3 protein-coding genes and 1 pseudogene are annotated in these 3,942 nt (G+C 42.5%); all 4 read left to right on the plus strand.

All coding sequences use genetic code 11. The features are described from left to right. Nucleotides 1–43 precede the first annotated feature (43 nt). Nucleotides 44–901 carry a hypothetical protein gene (locus tag KHQ28_RS29305; RefSeq protein ID WP_223175054.1) on the plus strand — a complete coding sequence of 286 codons (858 nt, stop codon included), beginning with the start codon at nucleotides 44–46 and terminating at the stop codon, nucleotides 899–901. Between the two features lie 25 nt (nucleotides 902–926). Beyond that, nucleotides 927–1,184, plus strand: a complete 258-nt coding sequence (locus KHQ28_RS21580) for a PAAR domain-containing protein (protein ID WP_004899008.1) — start codon at nucleotides 927–929, stop codon at nucleotides 1,182–1,184. A 4-nt stretch (nucleotides 1,185–1,188) separates the two neighbouring features. Beyond that, nucleotides 1,189–2,400 carry a hypothetical protein gene (locus KHQ28_RS21585; protein ID WP_032418815.1) on the plus strand — a complete coding sequence of 404 codons (1,212 nt, stop codon included), beginning with the start codon at nucleotides 1,189–1,191 and terminating at the stop codon, nucleotides 2,398–2,400. A gap of 14 nt (nucleotides 2,401–2,414) precedes the next feature. Then, nucleotides 2,415–3,942, plus strand: a pseudogene (locus tag KHQ28_RS21590) (ImcF-related family protein); the annotation flags it as partial.

Below are 3,942 nucleotides of genomic sequence, written 5' to 3' on the forward strand. Positions count from 1 at the left end.
ATATCTTTATCAATTATTTTGATTATCCATAGGATGGTAAATCATGAAATATTTTGTTTTATTTTATTTTTTGATATCAACACAATTTATCCATGCTAGCGATAGAAATGATGAGATACTCTTTTCCAAGAGTGACCCTGGAAATCTATTAGATCGAGATGCAAACGAAAGATATCATGATCAATTTATTGATTTTAAAACAACTCAAAACAATCTCCCAGATATAAATAGAAATAAGTCTTTATTTTCCAATCAGTATTGGTTGGTAAATAAAAAACAGGACTTATGGATTGGGGTGTTTGATGGGAAATATGTAAAAATACCCGCAGGTACTTATGTTAATATTCCTGGTGAAACGTTATTTCCTGAAAGCATAATTCGAATAAAAAGAGGAGGTAAAATATCTCAATTTTTATTACTAAATAGTAATTGTACATACCCATCCGTTTGTGTCAATCGAAGAGATGGGATATTATTTGATGCTCATGATTATATGGTTTTTTATACTGGATGTGCCCGTGATGATAGATTAGCCTCTAAAAAATTAAGCGTTTTTTATAATATACTATTTTACAGTAAGACATTTGATACAATATTGCGGCTTGATGAATTCCCTGATTCTGCATTGCAGGGCGAAAGTATCAATGTTTTCAAAACATCTATTGAAAAAGTTAAAGATTACTATATCGATTATAGTATCGAGTCGGCATTTAAGTTTACAGGTCCAGATCAGGTTATCGTTGTTGATGAAAAAACTGGAAAACCTCAGGAGAAGGTTCAGGAAACAGATGATAATGGAAATCCTGTCATGAAAAATGGTGAACCGGTTATGATTGATGATCCCGATGGATTCCAACCTGTCATTTTAAAAAGACTTCCTGAAGTTACTATTGCCAATTAATATATCAGACTGAATAGATTAGAATATGAAAAAAACTATTTGTGTAGGTGATAAAACATCTCATGGTGGATCTGTCTTAACGGGCTCATCTCAGATAATCATTGATGGTAAATCTGTGGCACGTAAGTCTGATCTGGTCTCATGTCCAACACACGGTGTAAATAGTATAAGTGAGGGAGATGAAAAACATTGCGATAACGGGTTAGCTGTTGCGTTAGAAGGGCACCGCTGTTCATGTGGCGCTATTCTTATTTCCGCCGGTTCGCGTGTTTTAAAGGAATGAACTTATGCCAGTAAATATTTTTGATATTCCTTCGGAAGAGAAAACATCCCAAAAAGCATTATCACTATGGGTTGAATTCGGAATTTGTGTTTGTATTATTGCTGTATATGTATGTGTTTTCTTGGTTTATTTTTCTGAGTATTTATCAAAAAATAATTATGTTTTCTGGTCTGAGTTATTGCTGGTGCCGCTACTCTTAAGCGGGGCTGTATTTTTCTTCAGAGTTATAATTTGGAATAATGAGAATATCGAAACAGTTTACTGGAATAAAACTCGCCTGGATTATTATCAGGAGTTGCTTCAAAAAGGAAGGGCCTATCTTGAGATCATTGAGTTACAGATCAGATTGCCTGATTTAAATGGAGATGTAACTAATATCATAGAGGGAGATTTATTGCCTGTTCGCTATGCACCAAAGTTTACGCATATGTCCAGATATCTTAGTTTTAATTCCCCAACAAATGAATTAAATAGCATTCATCAAATACAGGATAGAAATGCTATTTTATTTAATAAAATAATGGGATTTCTGATTAATGATATCCATATGCATATAACCCTTTTGCCTAAATATATTAGGGTAAAAGTGATATGCGCTCTTAATGATAATTTTAAACCTCTGATGGAAAATATTTGGCAAGAACGACTTGATAATATATATCCCGGGGAGAATATTGAGTTTAGTAGAAACTTATCTGAATCCATCGATAAATTGCTGGATAGCTCTTCTGATGAATATATAGTTCTTATTGCCGCCAGTTTTTATGGCGCAGAATTACTTGACGATGAAATCGACGATAAATCTGAATCTGTGATGTTTTTGTTGGGAAGACTGAGAAATGATGGCGAGACTGGTGGTCGCTCATCTTTAGGGGCTTTTTTTCGACCAGAATGTGATTGGGTAGGAATAGATAAATTGCTCCTTTGGGGAAGGGTTAATGAAGGGAGAAGGCTATCTGGTGTTATATATTCTGGGTTGAATGAAGAAGAGCTTAAAAAATTGGTGTTAAAAACAACAGATGTAATGTCGGAAAGTGCACTTTCGTCGTATATGTACGTTGATTCAGACAACTATTTATGTAAATGCCCGCCTCTTACCGAGTTTTTGCAATTGAGTTATGTAAATGAGCATCTCCCCCCAGGACAGTATTTATTGGTAAATAAAAATAATGATGTTTTGAACTGTCATTTATTTAACTCAGTTGCAAGTGTTTAGAGGTTTATTATAACATGAAGAAAATCCTTATTAAATTTTCTGGCGTTTTTTTTGTCGTTATTATTACTGTTATTTTATTTCTAATATATTATCTATGGGGACCATCCCTGGGATGGATGGAACCAGCAGAAAAATTTCGGGTGCTCTGTACTATTTTCGCAGTTCCTGTTTTCCTCTCTTTGCTGCTAGTCAGTCGGTACTCACTTGTTGCGTTTGCATCAAGATTGCGTTTTTTCTGTAAATTAAATGATAAACAGAATACTCGGTCAAACAATAGTGCTCATTTGAAACAGGTAGACATAAGTAAAAAGATAATAAACGAAGTACAACAAGTTCTGCGACATACTTACGGTCATTTCTGGCATAGCAAAGTCCGCATCCTGCTGATGACCGGCTCAGTCAGTGATGTGGAACAACTGGCCCCAAAACTCACTAGGGAACTCTGGCAGGAAGACCGGGGGACTGTGCTGCTGTGGGGTGGCGATCCTGTGACTCCGGCCGATGCAGACTGGCTGGCTGCGTTGCGTAAACTGCGCCGCCGCCCTGATGTTACTCTGGGCCGCCTCAATGACAGTCTCTTTTATCTCCAACCGCCACCTGGTGGCGATCGCACAGCAGCAGGTGCAGCAGGCCTCGGCGGGAAAACAGCCGCTGGCCGTACGCCTGTATGCGCTCTCCGCGTTACAGAAAACGCTTTCTCAACTGGAATACCGCTCGCAGCACGGAGCGCCGTGGTACCTCCGCGCTGGCCTCAGTCAGAACGATGACCTGCTGGCGGCGCTGTTCCCGCGCTACGGGGAGATGGCGCAACCGCTGCTGCGCGATGCGGCGGCGCATCATCTGGAAGAGCAGCTCACCGCCTTCGTGCAGCTGCCGCCGGACAGCCCACTGCGTGAGAAGATGACGAAGACCGCTTACGGACAACTGAAACAATATCTGATGTTGACCCGCCCGGAAAAAATGGACGCCGCGTGGTTCGCCACTACGCTAATGCAGGACTGGCCGCAGCGCTCAGGCATCGCCGACGCCGTCTGGCAGGGCAGCGGCCCTTCGCTGCTGGCATTTTATGCCGCCAGCCTGGCATCGCATCCGCAGTGGCGTCTGCCTGTCGATGACGGTCTGGTCAGCCAGGTGCGCACACGGTTAATTCGCCAACTGGGCCAGCGCAACAGTGAGTCCACGCTTTACCAGAAGATGCTCGCGCAGGTGGCGAATCAGTATGCCGATATGCGCCTGGCGGATATGACTGCCGACACCGATGCTTCGCGTCTGTTCAGCACTGATGAGGTGGTGCCGGGAATGTTTACCCGTCAGGCCTGGGAGCAGGCCGTGCAGCCGGCCATTGAGAAAGTGGTCGCGGAACGCCGCGATGAAATGGACTGGGTGCTGAGCGATACGAAGCAGACTGCCGCGCAGTCGACGTCGCCGGAAGCTCTGCGAGCCAGGCTGGCGGAGCGTTATTTCGCTGATTTCAGCGGCGCCTGGCTGGATTTCCTCAACAGTCTGCGCTGGCAGCGCGCGGCGACCCTCTCCGATGCTATC

Origin of the sequence: Klebsiella sp. 28, assembly GCF_018223905.1 — a bacterium.
Lineage (GTDB): Bacteria > Pseudomonadota > Gammaproteobacteria > Enterobacterales > Enterobacteriaceae > Klebsiella > Klebsiella pneumoniae.

Bases quoted from the DNA above. Each gene is read 5' to 3' on its own strand.
- KHQ28_RS29305 (WP_223175054.1), top strand. From the start codon at position 44: ATGAAATATTTTGTTTTATTTTATTTTTTGATATCAACACAATTTATC.
- KHQ28_RS21580 (WP_004899008.1), top strand. From the start codon at position 927: ATGAAAAAAACTATTTGTGTAGGTGATAAAACATCTCATGGTGGATCT.
- KHQ28_RS21585 (WP_032418815.1), top strand. From the start codon at position 1,189: ATGCCAGTAAATATTTTTGATATTCCTTCGGAAGAGAAAACATCCCAA.